This is a genomic window from Chryseobacterium sp. HNCC26DJ239 (assembly GCF_057180445.1).
This window is the reverse complement of sequence record NZ_JBXUGJ010000002.1, coordinates 201,461-220,975: the sequence shown is the minus strand read 5'-3', so window position 1 is coordinate 220,975 and position 19,515 is coordinate 201,461. Positions and strand designations below refer to the sequence as shown.

Annotated in this window: 19 protein-coding genes; 6 read left to right on the top strand and 13 right to left on the bottom strand. The window is 33.8% G+C overall.

The annotated features are described in order from the left end of the window. Positions 1 to 139 precede the first annotated feature (139 nt). The 4 genes from AC2A1D_RS04700 to AC2A1D_RS04685 all read right to left on the bottom strand — a co-directional run bounded on the left by AC2A1D_RS04700 (position 140) and on the right by AC2A1D_RS04685 (position 5,762). The gene (locus AC2A1D_RS04700; protein ID WP_484042507.1) at positions 140 to 1,012 is read right to left on the bottom strand and encodes a ChaN family lipoprotein; all 873 of its coding nucleotides are present in this window, start codon (positions 1,010 to 1,012) and stop codon (positions 140 to 142) included. Positions 1,013 to 1,382: 370 nt separating this feature from the next. Then, complete coding sequence (locus tag AC2A1D_RS04695; protein ID WP_484042506.1) at positions 1,383 to 2,411, bottom strand: hemin-degrading factor; 1,029 nt, start codon at positions 2,409 to 2,411, stop codon at positions 1,383 to 1,385. Positions 2,412 to 2,509: 98 nt separating this feature from the next. After that, positions 2,510 to 3,616 carry an HmuY family protein gene (locus tag AC2A1D_RS04690; protein ID WP_484042505.1) on the bottom strand — a complete coding sequence of 369 codons (1,107 nt, stop codon included), beginning with the start codon at positions 3,614 to 3,616 and terminating at the stop codon, positions 2,510 to 2,512. Positions 3,617 to 3,626: 10 nt separating this feature from the next. Then, positions 3,627 to 5,762, bottom strand: coding sequence for a TonB-dependent receptor plug domain-containing protein (locus AC2A1D_RS04685; protein ID WP_484042504.1), 2,136 nt, complete (start codon positions 5,760 to 5,762; stop codon positions 3,627 to 3,629). Positions 5,763 to 6,061: 299 nt separating this feature from the next. Between AC2A1D_RS04685 and AC2A1D_RS04680 the strand changes: the two genes are divergently transcribed. Then, a complete protein-coding gene (locus AC2A1D_RS04680; protein ID WP_484042503.1) occupies positions 6,062 to 7,333 on the top strand; it encodes a T9SS type A sorting domain-containing protein in 1,272 nt (423 codons plus the stop codon). A 90-nt stretch (positions 7,334 to 7,423) separates the two neighbouring features. On the opposite strand, the gene AC2A1D_RS04675 is transcribed toward AC2A1D_RS04680, so the two are convergent. From AC2A1D_RS04675 to AC2A1D_RS04665, 3 genes are all read right to left on the bottom strand, one after another. Beyond that, a complete protein-coding gene (locus AC2A1D_RS04675; protein ID WP_484042502.1) occupies positions 7,424 to 7,714 on the bottom strand; it encodes a putative quinol monooxygenase in 291 nt (96 codons plus the stop codon). 88 nt (positions 7,715 to 7,802) lie between these two features. Next, positions 7,803 to 8,687 carry a sulfite exporter TauE/SafE family protein gene (locus AC2A1D_RS04670; protein ID WP_484042501.1) on the bottom strand — a complete coding sequence of 295 codons (885 nt, stop codon included), beginning with the start codon at positions 8,685 to 8,687 and terminating at the stop codon, positions 7,803 to 7,805. A 232-nt stretch (positions 8,688 to 8,919) separates the two neighbouring features. Beyond that, a complete protein-coding gene (locus AC2A1D_RS04665; RefSeq protein ID WP_484042500.1) occupies positions 8,920 to 9,327 on the bottom strand; it encodes an RrF2 family transcriptional regulator in 408 nt (135 codons plus the stop codon). Between the two features lie 165 nt (positions 9,328 to 9,492). On the opposite strand from AC2A1D_RS04665, the gene AC2A1D_RS04660 reads away from it, so the two are divergent. From AC2A1D_RS04660 to AC2A1D_RS04650, 3 genes are read left to right on the top strand one after another with little or no spacing between them, the layout of a single operon-like run. Further along, a complete protein-coding gene (locus tag AC2A1D_RS04660) occupies positions 9,493 to 9,921 on the top strand; it encodes a DUF4268 domain-containing protein (RefSeq protein ID WP_484042499.1) in 429 nt (142 codons plus the stop codon). Positions 9,922 to 9,923: 2 nt separating this feature from the next. After that, on the top strand, positions 9,924 to 10,238 hold the full coding sequence (locus AC2A1D_RS04655; RefSeq protein WP_484042498.1) for a hypothetical protein: 315 nt from the start codon (positions 9,924 to 9,926) through the stop codon (positions 10,236 to 10,238). Positions 10,239 to 10,273: 35 nt separating this feature from the next. After that, a complete protein-coding gene (locus AC2A1D_RS04650) occupies positions 10,274 to 11,200 on the top strand; it encodes a hypothetical protein (RefSeq protein WP_484042497.1) in 927 nt (308 codons plus the stop codon). Positions 11,201 to 11,260: 60 nt separating this feature from the next. On the opposite strand, the gene gldG is transcribed toward AC2A1D_RS04650, so the two are convergent. From gldG to AC2A1D_RS04620, 6 genes are all read right to left on the bottom strand, one after another. Continuing rightward, positions 11,261 to 12,928, bottom strand: coding sequence for a gliding motility-associated ABC transporter substrate-binding protein GldG (gene gldG / locus AC2A1D_RS04645; protein ID WP_484042496.1), 1,668 nt, complete (start codon positions 12,926 to 12,928; stop codon positions 11,261 to 11,263). 3 nt (positions 12,929 to 12,931) lie between these two features. Continuing rightward, entirely contained in the window at positions 12,932 to 13,660 is a 729-nt protein-coding gene (locus AC2A1D_RS04640; protein WP_484042495.1) for an ABC transporter permease, read from the bottom strand. 396 nt (positions 13,661 to 14,056) lie between these two features. Further along, positions 14,057 to 14,608: a CopD family protein gene (locus AC2A1D_RS04635; protein WP_484042494.1), complete on the bottom strand. Its 552-nt coding sequence runs from the start codon at positions 14,606 to 14,608 to the stop codon at positions 14,057 to 14,059. Positions 14,609 to 14,825: 217 nt separating this feature from the next. Continuing rightward, positions 14,826 to 15,200 (bottom strand): hypothetical protein, encoded by a 375-nt coding sequence (locus AC2A1D_RS04630; protein ID WP_484042493.1) that lies wholly within the window; start codon positions 15,198 to 15,200, stop codon positions 14,826 to 14,828. Between the two features lie 131 nt (positions 15,201 to 15,331). After that, positions 15,332 to 16,528, bottom strand: a complete 1,197-nt coding sequence (gene kbl, locus AC2A1D_RS04625) for a glycine C-acetyltransferase (protein WP_484042492.1) — start codon at positions 16,526 to 16,528, stop codon at positions 15,332 to 15,334. Between the two features lie 88 nt (positions 16,529 to 16,616). Next, a complete protein-coding gene (locus AC2A1D_RS04620) occupies positions 16,617 to 17,294 on the bottom strand; it encodes a TIGR02117 family protein (protein WP_484042491.1) in 678 nt (225 codons plus the stop codon). A gap of 424 nt (positions 17,295 to 17,718) precedes the next feature. Here AC2A1D_RS04620 and AC2A1D_RS04615 point away from each other — a divergent pair, with 424 nt between their 5' ends. Beyond that, on the top strand, positions 17,719 to 18,177 hold the full coding sequence (locus AC2A1D_RS04615; protein WP_484042490.1) for a hypothetical protein: 459 nt from the start codon (positions 17,719 to 17,721) through the stop codon (positions 18,175 to 18,177). A gap of 243 nt (positions 18,178 to 18,420) precedes the next feature. Continuing rightward, entirely contained in the window at positions 18,421 to 19,506 is a 1,086-nt protein-coding gene (locus AC2A1D_RS04610) for an efflux RND transporter periplasmic adaptor subunit (protein ID WP_484042489.1), read from the top strand. Positions 19,507 to 19,515 lie beyond the last annotated feature (9 nt).

Sequence of the window (19,515 nt, the reverse complement as noted above, 5' to 3'; positions counted from 1 at the left end):
CCCGTTCCTATTGAATATTTTATCGAGATTCTTCGGAAATTAAAGATACTATCCAATAAAACAGATAAAAAAAACTGTGAAAATCTGCGTAATCTGTGGGAATACACTTAGCTTTTTTATCTTTTTCACTTAGCTCTTTTTAATACGTTTTCGTCATATCTGCCGGAATCACCAAATTGAAATCGGTTGGAAAGTATTCTTTTTCGGGTACTTTTAAATCTTGAGTTTCAGATTCAAAAACTGAGATCACCGCCATTTTTAAGTTTGGATTTTTCTGCTTGATATACCAATAAATTCCGCCAAATTCTTTACTGTGATAATTTCCGTTGTAATGTATGAACGTATTTCCAGTTGTAAGATTTTTCACGATAGATTCAGCCATTGTAGCGTCTTTCGTGGCTTGTGCAGAGATAAAATTCATCACTTTCATTTCTTCTGCATGATCGCCCATCATTTTTTTCATTTCAGGATAACCAGGAGTTTCCAATGTGACTTTTATTGGCAATTGTGCTATGTAAGATTTCTCTTTTTCGGAAAGGTTATTTAAAGAAGCCAAACCTTCTTTTGCTGTTTGCGAAGCATATTTTCTCGGAATATTTGTCGCAATAAATTTGAGTTTTTTATCTTTCGCAAAATCTACCAAAGGCTTATAATCTGTTGCATAATTGTTCCACAAACGAGCAGAATCTTTGAACGTTTTCGCATCTATTTTCCCGCTTAAATATTGATCTAATTGCGGCTGATTGTCTCTTTCAAACATTTCAGCACCCAGAATAATTTTTCCGTTTTTTTGTGTATAAACTGCTTCGGTAATCTTCAACTGAAGCCAATGATTGATGGAGTTATTATGATTTTCGCCAAAGAAAACCACATCATATTCCGCCAATTCTTTAGCTACTTTTTCGGGCTTTATTTCTTTTCCTTTTTTATCATAAAACTGATACGCTTTAAAATCTTGAGCGTTTACCGCACAAAAAAGCATTAAAAAAAGAGTTGAGAATATATTTTTCATTGTTATTTTTATTACCACAAATATCACAAATTTGTTTAAACCACAAAAGACACAAAAGTTCTGTTTTTTTTTAAGATGAAAATGTTTGAGAATTAAAGTACAAAAAAGCACTTGAAAAATTTTTAAAATTATATGCACATTAAAGACTTAAGCATCTATTTCAAGTAAATTTTAGTGACTTTTGTGGTTAAAAAATCTCCCGCAGATTAGACAGATTTATGCAGATAAAAATATTCTCAACCCTTTTTGAACTTTTCATGCGCAATCATTTACACTTTAAACACAATCTATTCTTTTGTGACTTTTGTGATTAAATTTAAAAAAAAGCCGCTTTGTAAAAACAAAACGACTTCATCAAATAATCTAACTATCAATTTTCTAAATCTGAAACAAGTTCTTTCCATTCTTGCAATTCGGGAATACCCGGTTTTCTTTTTCCGAAGAATTGAACGATAAAATCGCCTTCTTTATTGAAAACTTCAATAGCAGTAACTTCGCCGTCTTCAGTTGGTTTTTTCACGATCCAAGCTTCTGCAATTTTCGTTACATCAAGGTGAAGATTAAAATCAGGATCCATCACATTGAACCATTGTTGATGCCAAAGTGTTTTCTTCACATTTCCTGTATGAATTTGAATAATCCCTCTATTTCCCACAAAAATCATGATTGGAAGCTGTTTTTCTGAAGCATCTTCTAAAACATTTACTACCTTAGAATTATCAATTTTTTTTGTAAAACCTTCAGGAGCCAACCTCAACGCTTGCGTTCTGCTTACCCCAAATTTTCTGGTCATCGTAAAGAAATCATGGGTATCTTTTAAAGCTTTCCAAGCATTTTGAAAACCTTCAACATCTATTTCAGGATCTAGTTTTTCACTCGCTTTTAGAGGTACATTTTCCAGTTCCAAAGTTGAATTTTGCTCTTCTGCTTCAAATTTTGAAACCAAAGCTTCAAAAGCAGCTTCATTACTGTCTTTTGTTAAATAAATTTTGTGCAACGCCAAACCATCCTTTCCAAAAAACTGGATGCTTTTTCTATCTCCTTCCACCACAGCGAAAGCAAATTTCCAATGATTTAAAAAGATTCTCAAATCAATATCTTCGCCTACAAAAAGTTGCGCATGAGGACTGCTAAAATCACCGTTCAAATACGTTCCTTTTCGCTCGTGTACACACTCGTCATTGCGTGTAAGCGCCATAACTTTTCCTAGCTGCTCTACCTCGCTCAAAATATTTTGAAACTCTGGTCTTAAAACCGTTACACCTTCACCAACTTGGGTTGCTAAAAGTTCAGCCTCACTTACCTCCAACTCTTCTGCTGCATTTCTAATTCTCAAATTTGGGTTTTCAGTTTTTAGAGCTTCCCATTTCTCTTTTAGATCACTTACTAATGTGCTCATTATATTATTTTTTTATGGTTAATATTGTTTAATTTCTCTTCATCTTGTTTTTCTTCTTAGATTTTTAATTAAATATCATTTTTATTCAGAGAAAACTTTTACAACGGTTTATATTCAAAAGAAGGGAAACCTCTTTCTCCCGCAACACCCTGATCATCGGTATTTGCTTTGGTTAATCGGGTAAATCTCAACTTAAAATAATATCCGTCTGAATCTTTGATAATGTAAAATCTATCACCATAAACTTCAGGACCGTTTGCGCTTGTTGTACTTCGCCAATTGGAACCAATTACCCGATGATCGTTGTACACAAACTTAGATTGATCGATGTCTGAAGCTTTAAAATTATTATAAGCATTCACACCAGTTTCTGGTGCGGTAACCTGTACTTCGTAAGCGCCAACTCCGCCCACATTATTATTGTTGATGAAATCTGCATACGCATAACTTCCCGCTCCCGTAATAGTGTTGGTAAATACCGTAAAACAGAAGTCCCATTTCTTTTTTTCAGGTTGAATCGTTACTACTTTATTGTTTTTTAGACTTACAAATTGGTAGTTGAAGGCTGTGTTTTTTGAAATAATCATTTCTTGATGAGAAGTATCATTCAAATTCGCATATTTTATTGAATAACCATCACCAGATCTTGTCACTTGAATTTTCATCCAACCTCTTGCATCGCCACTGTAAGTAACCGCTCCAAGTGCAACATTTCCTTGATAAATATCTTTCCCAAGATTGAGAAGATAGATTCCGTTATCTGCATCAATCGGTTTTATTTCTTCAATTGCGGTGTAACCTGTAGGAAAATTTCCGGCAACATCATCAATGTAAATTTCATTCGCAGGATTAAAATTCGCCACTTGAACCAACGATTGCATTGAAGCTACGCTTGCTTCCGTAACGGCATCAATATTCGTTGCATTGGGAATTTTTGCTGCCGCCATTAAAATCGATGAATTAAGAATCACCTTAAAAGAACTCCCCGAGTAAAATGCCAAATCCCAATCTGTTCTTTTAGTTAAAACTTTTTTATTTTCACTTAAATCAAACCAAACTTGATTCGGTTGCGTTGCTCCTCCTACACTTACATCCACCAAAGCTCCATCAATAGGCGCAACAGCAACAGGATCTTCATTATCATTAATGCACGATTGAGAAACCAAAGACGCTCCCAAAACGAGTCCCAAAAGTATTTTTTTCATTATTTTTATTTTAAAAATTATAATTAAGTCTTGCGAAATAGCTTCTGCCGTAGAACAAATTTTGAGTATTAGAAGCCGCATTATGAGCATCACCTTGCTGAATAGAATTCCTCAAACTGCTTACATCAAAAATATTTTTTACACCTGCACTAATTTCAAAGTGATTATTGAAAAACGGCTGCGAAACAGTAAAATTCAGCATATTGAAACTCCCAACTTCACCTAAAACAAATTGTGGCTCCGCAGAAATATCGCTGCTTGTTTCCTGCACAAATTGTTTTCGAACTCCGGTATATTTGTAATAAAGTGCGAATAAAGTTTTTGTTGGCTTTAAAGTGTAATTCAAAGCAAGATTGGCTTCTGTATAAAAATTATAATCATTGGGAGAAGTAACATTTCCGGCAATTAACTCTTGAGAAATTCCCATCACCGAAATTCCTGCATTTAGAGAAAACTGACTCTTTTTCACATTAAAACCTCCTCCAAAAAGAAGCGAATTGTACTGATTAATATTCAAAAAAGTATAGCGTAACGGACTGTTGCTAATTACCACATTTTCAATCCTATCTTTTACATCTAAATACAACGCTGAAAGACTAAAATTAAAGTTCCAGTCATTAGTTTTCGCCCATTTATAATCCCAAAACAGTCCTAATGAATAACCAGTTTCTGGTTTCAAATTTTCATTTCCTCGAATATCATGATTTGCATCTACAACGTATGTGTATAATTCTTCATACGTTGGATAGCGATTGGAAGAACCAAAAACCGCTCGCAAATCTGATTGTTTCGAAGTGCTATATCTTGCAGTTAATGAATAATTTACTTGAGAATCAAAACGATCGCTAAAAGACATTCTATAACCTGGTCTTAATGAAAAATCATCAGAAACTTTCCATTCTGCTGAGATAAAATTAGCATAACTAAAAATCGCTCGATTGATGTTATTTTCTTCCTGCTGATTATAGGCAACCGTAGAACCCGTCGCATAACCACTCGTACGATCAAGCTCATAACCTAGCTGAAAATTAAACACTTCACTATCTAAAAAATTACTGAACATCCCTCTAGAATAGAAGATTTTCGAGTCGTAATATGTGGTTTTATCAGAGCGAGAAACTTCAGACCTGTTGGGAACATCAAAAATATAATCTTGGCTTTCTCTTTTTTGAGTTTGATATGAAAAATCTCCCATGTAATTGATTCTTCCCAGTTTTGTTTGAATATTAAACTGATGAATCCAACGGTTGGTAAAATAATCTCTATCATCTGAAATATACGTTCTATTCCCTTCTGACAAAGGAAACTCTTGTACGACTTGGTTTCTGAAATTGATGTTTTCCCTTAAATAATTGACCTTGTAAAAGAAACTGGTGTTGTTTTTTGAATATCGCACCGCTGCATTGGTTGTGAGCAAATCTTTTGGAAGCCATTCGTATCCGCGCAAACCGTCATTCGATTCTGAGAAATATTTGTAACCATTGTATTTTCCTTTATATCCTTGAAAATCATTATGATTTACATCTGCAGTAACCGACCAATTAGTATTGATTTTAAAACCTAGATTTAAGGATTGAATATGTCTTCCGTTTCCTTTTTTATACCAATCATAATCTTTTCCGATGGTTTCTTCCTGTAAAGAAAGATTTATATTTACTTTCTTTTGATATTTTTTTTTAGTGATAATGTTAATAACTCCGGTTACAGCATTATTTCCGTATTCAACGCCCATTGCGCTTTTTACCACCTCAATACGTTCTATATTATTGACATTGATTTTGCTTAAATCCATCTGATTTCCGCTACCTCTATCGGTAACCACCGGAATATTATCGATAAGAATCTTGGTATAAGCACCACTCAAACCCATAATATTTGCTTGTGAACCCCCATCTCCCGCATCGGGAACAATCTGTATATTAAGATTTTGATTCAAAACTTCGGCAACAGTTGTTACTGCCATGTTTTTAATTTGTTGTGCATCAATAACCTCCACTTTATAAATTGATTTATTAAGCGACTGCTGCATATATTGTCCGGTAATCACCACTTCATCAATCTTTTTTTGAGTAGTAGAATCTATTTCTTGAGCATTCAACCAAAGAACTGTAGATAAGGAGAGAATGGAGAGCACTTTCTTCTTCATAGAGCAAAAATTTTCACAAATATATATTTTATTTAGACTTGATAAAAATAAAATTTAACAAACATGCGAATAAAATAAATAATTCAACAAAAGATTGAGAAAAATTTAATGATAAATAAATTTAAAGAAACAACAATCAAATAACTGATTTACAGTAATTTAAAATAGAATAATTTCGTTAAAATTTACACTAACCTCGATAAACAAAGGTCTAAACAAGATTTTTATCATATTTTTATTTAGTCTATTTCCAGATTAAATTATACTTTTGTAGAATAATTCTAAATAAAAATAACGTTATGAAATTAAAACTACTTTTCGGAGCTTTAGTTTTTACAGCCTTTTCTGCACAAGCACAACTGGCTTCAATCAACGAAGATTTTAATAATTTTACAGAAGGAAACACCACTTTTCCACAGAATGGCTGGTCGGCTGTCATTGCAACCAATCCAATGCCTTATCCACCTGCACCCATGATGATTGTAACCACCGGAACTGATAAAGCAGTGCAATCTTATGCTGGAAATAACGCGACGTCGCCGTCTTATCTCATTAGTCCACAAATTATTGCTCCTGCAGGAGACAAAACATTAACTTTCTCAACAGGTTTGGTAGCAACTTCACCAGGAAGTTCAACAATCCAGATTGGTTTAGCTACAAATCCGGCAGATATGGCAACCTTTACACCGGTAGGAAATGCGATTGCAGTATCATCAACGACTGTTCAAAACTATACAGTAAATATTCCTGCTTCTACTTCGTCTTACTTGGTTTTCAGAGTAACACCAACAGCAGCGCATACTACGACTTTAATTGATAATGTAGTTTACGATGTAGCTCCTTTAGCTACCATTAATGAAAGCTTTAACACATTCACTTCGGGACCTTCTGCACTCCCTCAAAACGGATGGAATAAAGTAACTGCAACTTCCTCTTACAATGTTTACATCGCCACAAACAACAACAGCAACGCAATACAATTTTACGCAGCAAACACTGCAAATACAACATCTTACCTTGTTTCACCAAAAATTGTGGCTCCAGACGGAACTAAAAAAGTGAGATTTACAACAGGAATTTCAACAAGTGCGAATGGAAGTGCTACACTTGAAGTTGGTATGGTTTCAAATCCTGCGGATATGACGACCTTTACTTCTTTAGCAAATCCAATTACGATAACAACGTCTTCTACAACACCAGAAACTTATACGTTTGATGTTCCTTCTTCAACATCACAATATTTGGTTTGGAAATTTACAGGAGCGGCAAACCATTCAGCGGTATATGTAGATGATGTAATTTACGATGTATTGACTTCTTTGGCGACTTCGGAAGTAAAAAATAAAACGAATGAAATTCAATTTGCCATTAATTCTAATCAAGAACTACAATTTGTAGGGAAATCTGAGCCGAAAGCTGTAACGATTTTTTCTGCGGCAGGAAGTTTAGCTTTAAAAGGAGAAGTAAAGAATAACAGATTCAATATCAATACGCTTCAGACAGGAGTTTATTACATTTTGATTCAAACTCAGGAAGGAAAAATCCAAAAGTCTAAGTTTATTAAACCATAATATACTTTCTATTTTTTCTAATAAAAAGGCAGTTCCGAAATATTTCGAAACTGCCTTTTGTCTTTTTTTTGCTTCTAGCTTCTATCAAATTTAATAAATCTTAAACCCTTTATAAACTTCAGTAGTTGCTGCTAAGATTTTAGAAGCATCTCTGCGGAAATTAAGCAAATGATCTTGCCCATTATGACGATTATGATGCTCTACACTTTCCCATAGTTCTACAAGAAAAAAAGTTCCTTTGTTTTCTTTATCTTCAATTAAATCGTACTGAAGACATCCTTCTTCTTTTCTGGTTTCTTTCACCAAATTCTGAAAAAGTTCTACCGCTTCCATCAGATAATTTTCATGAAATCTGAAAAGCGCAACGATATGTAAATTCATTTTTTATTGTTTTAACTACGTAAATGTAAAACATTTTTGAAGTGAAAAAACTTAGTTTCGATAAATCTTTTCCACAATTCCAGAGAAATTAAAAGAGAGATTTTACAATAGTGATGCAACTCATCACAATTACCAAAGTTCCGATTATCAAAAACATACTTTTCACAGGAAGTTTTGCTGTTAACATTGCGGAAAAAGGCGCTGTAACAATACCTCCGATTAATAAACCTAAAATAATATTCCAATGTTGGATTCCCAAAGTGAAAAAGAAAGTAATCGCTGCCGTGAAGGTTAAAATAAATTTTGCGACCGTAGAACTTCCTACTGCAAATCTTGGGGTGAAAGAGTTTTTAATTAAAGTTCCCGTCACCAACGGTCCCCATCCTCCACCGGCAAAAGAATCGATAAAACCTCCGAAAAGTCCGAGGCGGGTAAGATTGGTTTTTCTTTTTAATTTTTTGTCTTGCTTATTTTTAAAAGCATTCATCAAAATTTGAATTCCTAAGTATAATGTATAAAAGGAAATAAAAGTTTTGGTAATTTTTGAGTAATATTCACCCAAATAAGTAAGTGAAACAGCTCCGATAATAGCTCCGAAAACAGCAGGAATTGCTAATTTTTTCACTAAATTTTTGCTGACGTTTTTCAGTTTTATATGACTAATACTTCCTGCAGCCGTTGTAAAACTTTCAGCAGAATGTATACTTGCACTCACCGCATGCGGCGGAATTCCTACAAATAAAAGTGTCGTCGTACAAATTACTCCATATCCCATTCCCATTGATCCAGCGACCATTTCAGCCAGAAAACCAATCAAAATCATCCAGTAAAAAATATAATTATCTTTTGCTAAAATCATTTGAAGTTCGTCTAAATATCCTAAACTATAAAGCGAAATTACCGTAACCGCTACTAAAACGATTGTTATAAGAAATAAATTAATCCTAAACTGAAGTTTCGGGGAAATTACCATTTACCTATTTTTTTTCTGATTATTGATCCTTGCTTTCCTTTCGTATATTGCAGGAAAACATTTGATGCTTCAATAGGCAGAAAGTATTTTAGGAAATCTATTATAAGAATTTTCAGAAACTACAATCATTTTGAAGCTTTGCAAATATCTTACAAATTTATTACCCTACCAAAAAAGTAGACTTATAATTATTCAGGTTTAGAATATTTCAGAAAATAATTTGATCCGTAGCTTAATCAACCAAATCGAGGACGGTTTTTTCTTCTAAAATTTTGAGAGAAGCATCCCGAACTTCAATTAAAACATCGTGCAAACCGCAATGGTCTTCGTTGCAGTCTTCACATTTTTCGTAGAAATTCAAGCTTACACAAGGAAGCATCGCAATTGGGCCATTTACCAAACGAATAATTTTTGCCAACTTCACATTTCCCGGGTTTTCTCTAAAAAAATAACCTCCGCCTTTTCCTTTTTTACTATCGAGAATATCTGCTTTTTTTAGTTCCAGAAGAATATTTTCAAGAAACTTTAAAGGAATTTTTTTATGAGCGGCAATTTCAGAAATAAGAATCGGGCCTTCATCTCTTTTTTCTACAAGATATGAAAGCGCCTTAAAAGCATATTGAGATTTTTTTGACAGCATTAGAACAAAAATAGTAAAAAAAGTTGGATGTTATGAGATGGATGTTGGAAGATGGGTGCTGGAAGATTTAAGGCATTGTGTTTAACAGCAAAATTAAAATGTAACACACAAAACGTCCAGCTTCACGCATCCAGCTTCCAACCAAAAAAAACATATCTTTGCTTTATGTTCAGTAAACAAGAGGCACAACAATTAAAGAAAGAATTTTGGACGGCGTTTGGAAAATCTTTTCCGCGAAAATGGATTTTGTATGATACGAAAATCAAAGATTTGTCTTTTAAATTTTATGCAGATAAGAAAAAAGCAGAAGTTTCTTTAGACATCGAAATGAAAGATGAAATCTTCAGAGATGCTTACTACAACAAAATCTGGTCTTTGGAAGACATTCTAAAAGATTATATCGGAGATTTTTACAAAGAAGAATCTTATTCTTTAGAAAACGGAAAAATCATCAGCCGAATTTGGGTAGAAAAACACGGAATTTCTGTCTTCAATAAAAATACTTGGCAAGAAACTTTCGAGTTTTTTGTTGAAAAAATGGATGGTTTCGAGAGGTTCTACTATGAATTTGAGGATTTTATAAAGGATGTTTAGTTATGAAAATCAGATATTGTTGGAGATGCGGAATGGATGTTCCGATGCTTGATTCTGAAGAAGGGAAAATTGCTTCACAATTATTTGCTGAAGGTTTTCAGGAAGCAAGAAAACAAATGAAAGCACCAATCTCAGAAAACTTCAGAAAACTGTTGGACTATTATAAAGACTTAACAAGTTATGAAGAAACAAATCCCAATGCCATTATGCATCATTTTATAGATATATATGGTCCTGATTGTGAAAACTGTGGAAAACTATATAGAACTGAAACAGCCACTTTTTGTCCAAATTGTGGAAATAGAAGAAAACTTTAAGCAAAATCTTATTATATTTAAATCAAAACACACTTATGAAAAAGATTATTCCATTGCTTTTTCTATTGGTATTCCCTTTAGTTTCGGCTCAAAATGTTTTTAAAGCACAAAAACAAATCTATTTAGCACAGTATTTTGCTCATGGAAAAGCTGATAAAAAAGCCTTGTCTTGTTACTTAGAAGCAATAAAAATTAATCCAAAAACTCCAAATAGTAATTTATATCTAGATGCTGCGGCAATTGCTTTTAAACTAAAATACAATAAAACTGCTAAAGAATTACTTACTAAAAGTATTACAAACCAGCTAGCTCCTCTCGATTTCATTAAAGAATATAAAAGTCTTCAACCCTATAAAAATTATGAGGAATTTAAAGACGTTTTGGCTCAATATGACGCACTAGAAAACCAGTACTTTCGTGAATTGAAAAATCCAGCAGCATACTTGGAAATTCAAAATCTTATTGCGAGAGACCAGTTAATTAGAGAACAGGAAGATCTTTTTAAAAATCTGAACAATAACGTTGATTCTGTGAACATTATGAGATTACAGGAACTTACTAAAAAATACGGTTGGGAACCAAGAGCATGGCTTTTACTATGGCATCATCGAGGATTTACAGATGATCAGAAATTTGTCTGGGATTTTTTCAAACCTTATTTGGAAAGTGAAATAAAAAAAGATAACGTTAACAAAGATTTTTTTGTTGATTTTGAAGAGTTTAATAATTCACTCGAAGCATATCTAAAAAAAGAGAGTAAAGGAGCAATATACACTTTGCGCACTTTGGGAAATATAAATGGAAATACAGAATATTACGATATTAAGAATCTTGATAAAAGAAGAAAGTCTGTAGGCTTACCACCTTTATATTTCGATTACTTTATGAACAACAATTTAGAACTTCCAGAAGGTTACGAGTACAATCCTGAAAATTTACTTAAAGACCTGGAAAACTTATGATTACGAAAGTTAATAAATATAAAAAAGAGAAACCCTCAAGTTTCTCTTTTTTCATATCATTTATCCGAATTTCTTCTTTCTCAGCCAGAAGAATAAACCTCCTAAAAGTGCGATAATTGCTAATGGAAGAAGTAAATTCAGCCATTGCCATTTGCTTTTTTCTTCGGAGATTCTGTAGCGGTCGAGAAGTCTTTCTTCGATGTTTCTGTTTCTCAATTCAATCAAATTACTATCGTCTAAAAGAAAATCTAAAGCATTTCTGATAAACTGTTCGTTTCCGAATTGTTCGTCCGTCAAACGGTCTACTCCCAAAGGTAAAGGTTGTCCTTTAATGATTTTATTTCTCGCCAAATCGCCGTCTGCAATTACAATCATTTTATTTTCGCCGCTTTCTCCTTTGAAGCCTGGGTAAGATTTCCTTTCAATTCTATGTGCATACGCAGAGTTGAATTTCCCTTCCAAAGCCACGGCAAAAATCTTTGGCGTACTTGGTTTTTCCATTTGCCCAAGACTGTCTACACTTGCAATTTCCTTTAAATCTACATAGTTTGGAACCTGTTTCAATAAAGTTCTTTCGCTTGATTCAAAAAGCACTTTTGTTTTAAATTTCTTTCCCCCTAAAGTATCGATAGATGTTGGGAATTCAAATTTTACAGGGTTGATATTCTTGGTAATTGGGTTATCATTTTCAGCGATTCCCAAAGGAAAATACGGCCACGGAAGACTTGTAAATTGCGGGTTTCCGTTGATTTCGCCTGTAACTAATTTCAGCAAAGCATATTTTTTAACATCTTTTACCAACGCCGGATTTATTCTTAAACCATAATTGAAAAAGAAATCTGTCATATTAATATCAACCGGATAAGGCATCAATTTTTTAGACCTTGTTAAGGTATCCATTTCCGCATTTACGGCATCAATCATCCACAAAGTTTTTCCGCCATTCATGATGTATTGGTCTAAAATCAACTTCTCATTATCGGTGAAAGCTTTTCTTGGTTTTGCAATCACCAAAGCATTCATTTGCTTTAAAAACGGAATATCTGCAGGCGAAAGTTCTTTCGTATTTTTAGGAATTACGGGACCCGCTTGATAATTTTCGTTGGCAATTTGCATGAAACTTTCAAATTCACCCGGACTTAACTCGTCTTGGTTCACCAAAACACCAATTTTCTTTCTCGTATCTTCTGCAACTGCTTTGATATTTGAAACTAAATTGTATTCTAAATTTTCAATTGACCTTCTCAATTGGTCTTGCGCGTTGATGTTGGTTTGCTGAATAATCAACGGGATTGAAACTCCTCTGCCTTGATATTTTACAACTGCGTAAGGATAAATTTCAATCTGAGTGATTTTTCCTTCTTTTTCATCCGGAAGAATCGATTTTTGCATTCCCATCGCCATTAATGTGTCTTCGGGAATTTTATTTTTAATCGGGTCTGTAAATCTAAAATCTATGTTTGAATTGATTTTTCTGAACTCTTCCAACATAAATTTTGTCTCGCTCTGCAATTGTTTAAAACTTGCAGGAAAATCTCCTTCAAGGTAAACATCTACCATGACAGGTTTTTTCACCGATTCTAAAACTTTAACGGTATTTTCAGAAAGTGTGTATCTTTTTTCTTTGGTAAGGTCTAGTCTAATCCCTGAAAAAGCAAGAATTAATGCCAAAGGAAGAATCACAAACATTAAAATTCCGAGTGGCGATTTAAATGAAATCTTCTTCATATTCTACTTCTTTTTAGTGATAAAATGGTTAGACAAAAACAAAGTAACTCCAATAATAAAAATGAAATAGGCAACATCTTTAAAATCAATTAAACCTCTCGTAAATCCTAAGAAATGCTGGTAAAATCCAATGTTTTGCAAAATAAAATCTGCGCCTCCCAATAATTTATAACTTGCCAATTGCTCGATTCCGAAATATAAAATGAAAGACATAAAAACGCCCAACAAATACGCCATAATTTGGTTTTGAGAAAGCGAGGAAGCTAAAATGCCAACGCCTGATAAAGCTGCAATCAACATAATAAGTCCGAAGTAACTTCCCATCGTCATTCCCAAGTCTACATTTCCTTCCGGAACGCCCAAAACGTAAATGGTGTATAAGTAAATTAATGACGGAATGAGACATAAAATCCCAACAATCCAAACTGAGAAAAATTTACCAAAAACCAAATCTGAAATCTTCAACGGTTGCGAAAAAAGCCAGTTTAGCGTTCCCGTTTGTTGTTCTTCAGCAAAAGTTTTCATCGAAAGCGCCGGAATAATAAATATTAAAAGCCACGGAACTAAAACGAAATAACTCTGCAACGAGGCAGAACCAATGTCGAAAAGATTAAAATCGTTTTCGAAGAAAAACAGAAACAAAGTCGTTATCAAACTGAAAGCCGCAATGATAATCCATGCGCTCCAATTCCCGAAGTAACTCCAAAGTTCTTTTTTTAAAATTGCAAACATATATTAATTCAAAATTTAATATTTAAAATTCAAGATTAAGGTTAAGACTTTACGTTTGCTCGTCATTGCGAGGAACGAAGTAGTTTTCATTTTAATCTTTGCTTTTATTTTTTACTTCAATTTCGATACTTTTCATATCAGAAATCTTACTTTTTTACTCACAATCGAGTCTTCTTGCTTCATCGTTGAGCCATTTTACTTCTTCGTTGAACCTTTTTGCTTCTTCGCTGAACCTTTTTGCCTCATCGTTGAACCATTTTGCTTCATCATTGAACCTTTTTGCTTCAAACTTGAGCCTTTTTGCTTCATCGTTGAACCTTTTTAATTCAAATTTGAACCTTTTACATTCAACGTCAAGTTTTTTATACTATCAGCAAAACTTTAACTTGGCTCTTTTTACTTACCTTTTTTCCCTTTATTCACCAACTTTACCGTCATCATTATTAAAAATACAAGAACGAAAAATCCGCAGATTAATTGCCACCAATATTCAATTGCCATCGATTTTAAAATCACCGTAAAAACGACTAAAAATAGAATAAACGTGGCGATTTCGTTGGCTTGTCTCAGTTTTATATTGGCGGTATCAAGAGTTTTCCCGTTCAATTCTTTTAGTTTTAAAACTTTTTTCCAACACCAAAAATGGTAAATTCCAAGACCGATGAGGAAGGTAAGTTTCAAATGAAACCAAGGCATTTTCATTAAACCCATATTCAGAAAAATCATGGTAATCCCGCAAACGAGCATGATAATTCCTGCAGGAACGGTAATGATGTTCCAAAGACGCCTAGCCATAAACGTATATTGCTCTCTTAGAACAGATTTTTTAGGCTCATCAAAAGCGTCTGTATCTTTATAGTAGACAAAAATTCTTACGAGATAAAAAATTCCCGCAAAATAACTTACCATAAAGATAATGTGCAAAGCTTTGATGATGGTATAAAGCATCCTAAAAATTTGTGGGCAAAGATAGCAATTTTGTTAGTGAAATTTTTGATTAAATAGTTCAGTGTTTGTAAAATTTCAGTTTCTTAAAAAAAATTGAAGTTGCAAAAAAACCTAACAGGTTTTAAAAACCTGTTAGGTTTAGAATATCTGTACAAAATTCAGAAGCGTCTTTAAATTTTTCGATTTAAAAACATTTCAATCTCAACAAAAGCGTCACCTATTTTTTCACAAAAATACTATCAAAATATTTTCCGTCTTCGTATTTTTTAATGTATTCTAGTTTTCCGTTTTCATCATAATATTTCCAGTCACCGAAATAAAACCAATGCCTTTCTGTATCCGATACTTCCACTTTAGACTGCCCTTTTTCCATTAATTTTCCGTTTGGATAAAATACTTTAGTTTTAGTAATCGATTTTCTCACTCTATCTTTCTGATACAATTTATCTTGAAAAGTAGTTTTCCAAACTCCTACTTTTTCGCCTTTTTTGTACTTCCCAATGGAGGTAAATTTGCCATCTGCCGAAGCATATTCTTCTTTCCATTTCCCATGTCGTTCACGAGAATTTTCTATCATTTTGTATTGATTCATTTTTTTCGCCTTACATGAAGCCGCAACCAAAATTATGAACACAATGAAAATCAAATTTTTAAGCATAAAAAAACAGAATTTCTGTAAATATAGAAATTCTGTTTTATTCTACAATTGTAGAACGATAATTTTTAAGCAATCACACCAAGCTCCTTCCCTACTTTTTCAAAAGCAGCAATTGCTTTATCCAAATGCGCTCTTGTATGCGCCGCAGAAAGTTGTACTCTAATTCTTGCTTTTCCTTTTGGTACAACTGGATAGAAGAATCCGATTACGTAAATTCCTTCATCCATCAATTTTTCAGCCATTTTTTGAGCCAAAGGTGCGTCGTACAACATTACCGGTACAATCGCTGCATCTCCATCTGGAATATCAAAACCTTTTGCTTTCATTTCCGCTCTGAAATATTCCGCATTTTCCATTACCTGGTCACGCAAAGAAGTATCTTCAGAAATCATATCTAAAACCTTCAAAGCAGCACCCACAATTCCTGGAGCCAAAGAGTTTGAGAACAAATACGGTCTTGAACGTTGTCTCAACATATCAATAATCTCCTTTTTACCAGAAGTAAAACCTCCTAAAGCCCCTCCTAAAGCTTTTCCTAAAGTAGAAGTAATAATATCTACTCTTCCCATTACTTCATTCGCTTCGTGCGTTCCACGACCTGTTTTCCCGATGAAACCCGTTGCGTGAGAATCGTCTACCATCACCAAAGCATCGTATTTATCAGCTAAATCGCACACACCTTTTAGGTCAGCAACGATTCCGTCCATAGAGAAAACGCCGTCTGTAACGATAATTTTAAATCTATGATTTTTCTCTGAAGCTGCGATTAATTGAGCCTCAAGATCTTCCATGTTATTATTTTTATAACGGTATCTCGCTGCTTTACACAAACGAACTCCATCGATAATAGAAGCGTGATTCAGTTCATCAGAAATAATTGCGTCTTCTTCCGTAAATAATGGCTCGAAAACACCTCCGTTTGCATCAAAACAAGCTGCGTACAAAATAGTGTCTTCAAGACCTAAAAAGTCTGCAATTTTTTGTTCTAATTGCTTGTGAATATCTTGAGTTCCGCAAATGAAACGTACAGAAGACATTCCGTAACCATGAGATTCAATCATGTCTTGAGAAGCTTTCATCACTTCCGGGTTGTTCGAAAGTCCCAAATAATTATTCGCACAGAAGTTTAGAAGCTTTTTCCCATTGGCTTCAATCTCTGCACTTTGTTGCGATGTGATGATTCTTTCTCTTTTGTAAAGACCATCGTTATCGATATTCTGTAATTCGTTTTGTAGATTTTCAAGATACTTTTTAGAAATCATTTTAGATAATTTTTTAGGTGTGCTAATTTAACAAAAAAGACCTCCTTGCGGAAGTCTTGGATATGATTATTGTTATTTTTTCTGTTTTTCATTTATAATGCATGAAAATCCCGTAATCGGAAGCGGTCCAAAATGCAGCTTTTTGTCCGGCAGATTTCAAGGCATTATTTGCCCAAGTGTTGCAAGTGTATGCAAAACTGTACGTTCCATTCGCATCATAAAAAGCGTCGTTGTTTCCGTAGACAGCGTTGGTTTTTACGAATTTGTAATTTCCGTTTTGGTCTTGTTCAAACTTTGCATCTACAAATTTCACCAAATCTTTATATTGTGATGGCGAAATCATTATTTTCTTACAATCTTCACCTTCTTTCATTGTATGGTAAAATGTGCAGTGCATCGCAGAATCGCTCAACCAAAAAGCCGCTTTTAATGCTGTTGAAACTTTTAAATCTGCCCAAGTTGGTGTATCAAGATAAAAACCTTTATCGCCCCATCCAATTCCTACAAACTGATAATCTTTTTTCTTAGATTTTACATTTTCAAAAGGAATTTTTGCGCTCCAATCTGTCAACTCATTTTTTACAGGCATTACAATATCTGTGTGAACACCGTTGGTATAAATATAAATCGGAATCGTTTTCGCTTCATCCGTTTTCTTCTCAGAAATTTCTATGAAAGGTAAAAAGTAAGCTAATGCAGCGTACAGCAGCACTAAACCTAAAATAGTTCCTATAATTTTTAAGAAAATAAATATCATCTTTTTCATTGCCTAATTTTAATAAAAATTCATCTAAATTTTTGATATAAAGGTTTTGTTATATAAATATTTTCTCTTAAATTTAGAACACAAACCTTCACAAATATGCATAAAAAAAGTAAATCTCAGAAAAAATTTAAGTTTAGGGTAAAAACAGCTCCAAAAAGAAGACAAACAAGACGCTGATTTTTTTCTTCCGAATTTTTATCTGAATACGTAAAACTCTTCGCTTCAACGCTCTCTGAAAGGGAATTGGTGATATTTAAAAATATTGCCTAAAATTTTGACCCCTTTTATTTTTCTATAAAAAACTGTAAATCAACAGTTTTAAAGGATTCGACTCCCTGAAAACTTACACCTTTATCGCTTTTAATTTTTTTTTAATCTCCGTATTTTGTGAGGTCTCAATGCATTAACTACCTTTGTCACCGGAATGAAAAGAAGTCTATATCAATATTTTTTCTTTTTACTGCTTGTAATCCTTACTTGTGGCGGCTTAACAACTGTAGGCAAGCGAAACCAGTATGTACAGGCACATTCTAAAACTGAGATTCCCACAATCAGCAGTTCTGTTGCAAGAAAATCTACACGTTCTACTCATGAAAAAGTAGCCATTTCTGAAAGAAATTCTTCACACTATAGCCGAAATCATCAAGACAGACACCCAATTTTGGGAGAATTGGCCGATTCTGACTCTGAAGAAGAAGACACCACAGAAACCGAAACTTCTACGGAACTTTCTGCCATTGCAAAAGCTCATATTTGGAATGCTGTTTTCGCATTCGTTACTTTATTTCACTCTAATGAAAGTGCAGTATTCTTTGCACATTCAGATTTTCAAAATTTACCTGTTGATGCGCTGTACATTCAGTACAGAGTTATCAGACTGTGATTTTCTAAGTACTGTTTAAACTTAGAATCTCCTGAGATTTTATTTATCTAAAAGAATTGTGCCTCAAATTTTAGGGCTTTCTATATTAGGTTAAATACATTTCTCTACTTACATTCAGCTTTTTTCGAAAAGATTTCTGGATTTTAAACCGATTCTACAAAACTCTTGCACTCCAAATTGGTGCTGTACAGATTATTCAATTTCATTTCAAAAAAATATCGTTAAAAAAACTTATTCATGATAATGGTTAAGAAAAGTCTTATGTATGTAAGCATGTGCTTGTCATTGGTAATCACAAGCTGCCACGAAAAAAAAGAAGAAAAAAAGGAAGAAACAACTTACAAAGTTACCAGTCCGCTCGTTCAAGACACTTTAATCGACAAAGCTTATGTAGCGCAGATTCGTTCGATTAATCACATTGAATTGCGTGCTCAGGAAAAAGGGTACATTCAAAAAGTGTATGTGGATGAAGGACAGTTTGTACAAAAAGGACAGTTGTTATTTAAAATTCAGCCCAACTTGTATCAAGCAGATGTAAGCAAGGCACAAGCTGAAGCTAGATATTCTGAAATTGAATATCAAAACACAAAAAATCTTGCCGATAAAGATATCGTTGCGCCACAAGAAAAAGCAATGGCAAAAGCGAGATACGAAAAAGCTCAAGCTGAAGTTGCTACTATGAGAACACACCTTCAGTTTACAGAAATCAGAGCGCCTTTTAGCGGAATTGTTGGTCGTTTCCACGTAAGAGTAGGAAGTTTGGTAGACGATGGAGATTTAATCACCGAGCTTTCAGACAACAGCAAAATGTGGGTGTATTTCAATGTTCCGGAAGCTGAATATTTAAGCCAAATGGGAAGCCAAAAAAGTGGCGAAAAACTTCACGTAAAACTTCAAATGGCAAACGGACAGATGTTCCCGCAAGAAGGTATTGTAGAAACTATTGAATCTGATTTCGACAACGAAACCGGAAACATTGCCTACAGAGCCACATTCTTGAATCCTAATAAACTTCTTCGTTACGGACAAACAGGAAACATTATGATTACAACGCCTTTCAAAAATGCAATGTTGATTCCTCAAAAAGCCACTTTCGAAGAACTTGAGAAAAAATATGTTTACGTGATTACTAAAGATAATGTGGTAAAAGCCCGCGAAATTAAAATCGCAGCCGAACTTCCGCATATTTATGTAGTAGGTTCTGGTTTACAGGCAGGAGATAAAATTCTATTGGAAGGTTTAAGAATGGTTTCAGAAAACCAAAAAATTAAATCTCAATTTATTGCTCCAAAGAAAGTTTTGTCTAATCTTGATCTTTACGCAGAGTAACCAAATCCG

Coding starts and splice junctions, on each gene's coding strand:
- AC2A1D_RS04700 (WP_484042507.1), bottom strand. CDS start 1,012: ATGAAAAATATATTCTCAACTCTTTTTTTAATGCTTTTTTGTGCGGTA.
- AC2A1D_RS04695 (WP_484042506.1), bottom strand. CDS start 2,411: ATGAGCACATTAGTAAGTGATCTAAAAGAGAAATGGGAAGCTCTAAAA.
- AC2A1D_RS04690 (WP_484042505.1), bottom strand. CDS start 3,616: ATGAAAAAAATACTTTTGGGACTCGTTTTGGGAGCGTCTTTGGTTTCT.
- AC2A1D_RS04685 (WP_484042504.1), bottom strand. CDS start 5,762: ATGAAGAAGAAAGTGCTCTCCATTCTCTCCTTATCTACAGTTCTTTGG.
- AC2A1D_RS04680 (WP_484042503.1), top strand. CDS start 6,062: ATGAAATTAAAACTACTTTTCGGAGCTTTAGTTTTTACAGCCTTTTCT.
- AC2A1D_RS04675 (WP_484042502.1), bottom strand. CDS start 7,714: ATGAATTTACATATCGTTGCGCTTTTCAGATTTCATGAAAATTATCTG.
- AC2A1D_RS04670 (WP_484042501.1), bottom strand. CDS start 8,687: ATGGTAATTTCCCCGAAACTTCAGTTTAGGATTAATTTATTTCTTATA.
- AC2A1D_RS04665 (WP_484042500.1), bottom strand. CDS start 9,327: ATGCTGTCAAAAAAATCTCAATATGCTTTTAAGGCGCTTTCATATCTT.
- AC2A1D_RS04660 (WP_484042499.1), top strand. CDS start 9,493: ATGTTCAGTAAACAAGAGGCACAACAATTAAAGAAAGAATTTTGGACG.
- AC2A1D_RS04655 (WP_484042498.1), top strand. CDS start 9,924: ATGAAAATCAGATATTGTTGGAGATGCGGAATGGATGTTCCGATGCTT.
- AC2A1D_RS04650 (WP_484042497.1), top strand. CDS start 10,274: ATGAAAAAGATTATTCCATTGCTTTTTCTATTGGTATTCCCTTTAGTT.
- gldG (WP_484042496.1), bottom strand. CDS start 12,928: ATGAAGAAGATTTCATTTAAATCGCCACTCGGAATTTTAATGTTTGTG.
- AC2A1D_RS04640 (WP_484042495.1), bottom strand. CDS start 13,660: ATGTTTGCAATTTTAAAAAAAGAACTTTGGAGTTACTTCGGGAATTGG.
- AC2A1D_RS04635 (WP_484042494.1), bottom strand. CDS start 14,608: ATGCTTTATACCATCATCAAAGCTTTGCACATTATCTTTATGGTAAGT.
- AC2A1D_RS04630 (WP_484042493.1), bottom strand. CDS start 15,200: ATGAATCAATACAAAATGATAGAAAATTCTCGTGAACGACATGGGAAA.
- kbl (WP_484042492.1), bottom strand. CDS start 16,528: ATGATTTCTAAAAAGTATCTTGAAAATCTACAAAACGAATTACAGAAT.
- AC2A1D_RS04620 (WP_484042491.1), bottom strand. CDS start 17,294: ATGAAAAAGATGATATTTATTTTCTTAAAAATTATAGGAACTATTTTA.
- AC2A1D_RS04615 (WP_484042490.1), top strand. CDS start 17,719: ATGAAAAGAAGTCTATATCAATATTTTTTCTTTTTACTGCTTGTAATC.
- AC2A1D_RS04610 (WP_484042489.1), top strand. CDS start 18,421: ATGGTTAAGAAAAGTCTTATGTATGTAAGCATGTGCTTGTCATTGGTA.